We start from the raw sequence: 2521 nt of genomic DNA, 5'->3' as shown, positions 1-2521 counted from the left end.
TCGGGCAGATCGCGGGCAGCTTCGCAGGCTCAAGCCTCGTGATGAGATGTGACGTAAAATTCGTGCGCAAGATGCTTCTGCTCGTCGTTGCCGCCACGATTTTAAAGCTACTTTACGGACTGATTGCAAATTGATACAGACCGATTGAGGGTCGATCGCAAGTTGATTGCAGACTGGTTGAGGGCCCATCACAGGCCAATCTAAAGTCAAAATCATAGAATTTTATACAGGATTTCGTATAAAATTTCATGTAAAATTTTATGAACCCTCGCCGATATGCTACGGCAGCGCCATCTTACCGCCACGATAGTGCCGATTTTACTGCTGTGGCGTCGATTTTGCCACAGTGTTGCGCCGAATTTACTGAGACACTGCAAATTTAATTGTAGTGTCGATTTTATCATAGCTTCCGTATCTATTGTGCTGCGACGGAGCCTAGCTTGTTGCTGGAATAACGCGCAGATATTGTCGTAACGTCGCACCGAACTTATTGCAGTAGCGCAGATCTTGCTGTAGGGTCGCGCCAGTCTCGCTTCGATGGCACTAATTTTCCGCTGCTGCAATGTTGGTTCTGTTGCCGTTGTGTCGAAGGCTTCGCTTGCTGCGAGGTCTTTGATTTTATTTTTTCGATATCGCTGATTTTGCTCTGCAACATCGACGACTTCGTTACCGCGCTTGCTACTACGAGGATTTTAATTGCGTTGCGCGGTGTCGCACTGATTTTTTTATGACGGCGCTGTTCTTTCTGCTGCGATGGTAGCGATTTTGGCGCTGCTTTTACCGCCCCGCCGCCCGTATCACTACCATGGGCGGTTTGATTTTGCCGATCGAGACATTGATGATCTTGATGGTGCAAGGATTTGATTTGCTGCCGCAACGATGCCGATGAAGTTTCTCGCCCATTCACGCCAGTTAAATTCCACCGACCACCCGTATCTATTTCATCGTATCGCCATGCCATTCATTCGGTGCCGCCGATAGAGTCGTTGTATTGCCGAGCGCGCGACGTTATCGTGCTCGCATTGATGAAATTTAATCGGGCACCGTCGTGCACGCCTCTTTCCCGCTTACTCGCTTTTTAAAATACACGCCACCGTTAGCGAGCCGTTTTGCTCGCCCTGCGCTCGTGCCGACAGCTCAACCATTTGCTGTGCAGATTCGCCGCCGTGCCCGTATAGATAGATTAAATTTAGCCGTACTTTCACGCTCTGTTTTGTTGCGCCTGTTAGCTCTTTTAAATTTGCCGTTTCGCCGCCACGGTTCGCTTTCCGCGCTAACCTCTCGCCATATTGTCCGCTGTATTTTGTGCGATAAATTTAACCGCACCGCTGCGTTTGCCATTTCATTCTGCTATCGTAGGCGAAATTTTGCCCATCCATGCCATTTAAATTTGTCGCATTACCGCGTATCTGTTTCGCCTCGCCCACCGAAATTTAGCCAACCTCTCGCGCCAATTAAATTTCATCGTACCAGCCGCATCCACGCCCGCCCGCCCGCAAAATTCCGCCGCCTAAAACAAAGTTAAAATATTTTGCGATAAAATGGGCGAAATTTTTCACAAAGGATTTACTATGCAGATCATCTCGACTCCCGATGCGGCGCAGGCCATCGGGCCGTACTCTCAGGCGATCAAGACGGGCGGACTCATCTTTACCTCGGGGCAGATCGCGCTTAAGCCGGACGGCGAGTTCGTCGCGGGCGGCGTGGAGGCGCAAACGAGGCAGGTTTTGCAAAATCTCGCCGCGATCCTGAAAGAAGCGGGCGCTACGCTGCAAGATGCCGTCAAAACTACGATTTTCCTAGCCGACATGGGCGATTTTGCCGCGGTGAACGAGATATACGCAGCGGCGTTCGGCGAGCACAAGCCGGCTCGCAGCACGGTGCAGGTCGCTAAACTCCCCAAGGGGGCGCTTGTGGAGATCGAAGTAATAGCGCTGGCTAGGGCTTAGCGCTAAATTTAGATCGCTAAAACTCTGCCGGTTCGCGTTTGCGGTTGAAATTTTATGTGCGGGCTGCTCGAAATTTTAAACGGCTCGCTTTGATTTTGAAGCTGTGCGTGCTTTTAAATTTAGATTTTCAAAGTCGCGCAAATGCCCGCGGGCTTATGTAAACAGCGCGTTTTAGTGCTGCTAAGGCGTTAAAATTTCTCGCTCGAAACGGGATCAAAATGATAGAAGAGCTTATTCAAAAATCTAAAAATATCACGGCCTCGGGGCGCAGCGACGGCTCGGTTTCGCGCTGCCTGCGAGCTACAAGCAGATGCTGCTAAGATACGCTAGCGTGAGCGTAGCAGGGACGGAGCTAAAAACGATCGCACCGCCAGAGTTTGCGGATAGTGCCGACGCCGACATCTGCTATACGTATGAGATAAATCTCAAAAACGGGCTATTCGCCGCGGACGAGCTCGTGTTTTTGCAGCTCGAGGACGAGGAGTATTATTTTAAAATTTCGCCCGCAAGCGACATAGCGGGCGGCTCGCCAAACACGGCGCGCGGCAAGACGGCGGGGAGTACGAGTGGCA

At 51.0% G+C, this 2521-nt stretch carries 4 protein-coding genes; 2 read left to right on the top strand and 2 right to left on the bottom strand.

Going from position 1 to position 2521, the window contains the following annotated elements; translation table 11 throughout:
• Window positions 1-487: 487 nt before the first annotated feature.
• Window positions 488-961, bottom strand: a complete 474-nt coding sequence (locus Q0238_RS07770; RefSeq protein WP_297944724.1) for a hypothetical protein — start codon at window positions 959-961, stop codon at window positions 488-490.
• A 106-nt stretch (window positions 962-1067) separates the two neighbouring features.
• Window positions 1068-1205 (bottom strand): hypothetical protein, encoded by a 138-nt coding sequence (locus tag Q0238_RS07765; RefSeq protein ID WP_297944723.1) that lies wholly within the window; start codon window positions 1203-1205, stop codon window positions 1068-1070.
• A gap of 366 nt (window positions 1206-1571) precedes the next feature.
• On the opposite strand from Q0238_RS07765, the gene Q0238_RS07760 reads away from it, so the two are divergent.
• Window positions 1572-1949 (top strand): RidA family protein, encoded by a 378-nt coding sequence (locus Q0238_RS07760; protein WP_297944720.1) that lies wholly within the window; start codon window positions 1572-1574, stop codon window positions 1947-1949.
• A gap of 310 nt (window positions 1950-2259) precedes the next feature.
• Window positions 2260-2521, top strand: a 262-nt coding sequence (locus Q0238_RS07755) for a hypothetical protein (protein WP_297944717.1), incomplete at its 3' end; no start/stop codon positions are given.

This window comes from uncultured Campylobacter sp. (genome assembly GCF_938045775.1).
Taxonomy (GTDB): domain Bacteria; phylum Campylobacterota; class Campylobacteria; order Campylobacterales; family Campylobacteraceae; genus Campylobacter_B.
Note: the sequence above shows the minus strand (reverse complement) of the source record. Positions and strands in the feature narration are given on the sequence as shown.

Coding starts and splice junctions, on each gene's coding strand:
- Q0238_RS07770 (WP_297944724.1), bottom strand. CDS start 961: ATGGCATGGCGATACGATGAAATAGATACGGGTGGTCGGTGGAATTTA.
- Q0238_RS07760 (WP_297944720.1), top strand. CDS start 1,572: ATGCAGATCATCTCGACTCCCGATGCGGCGCAGGCCATCGGGCCGTAC.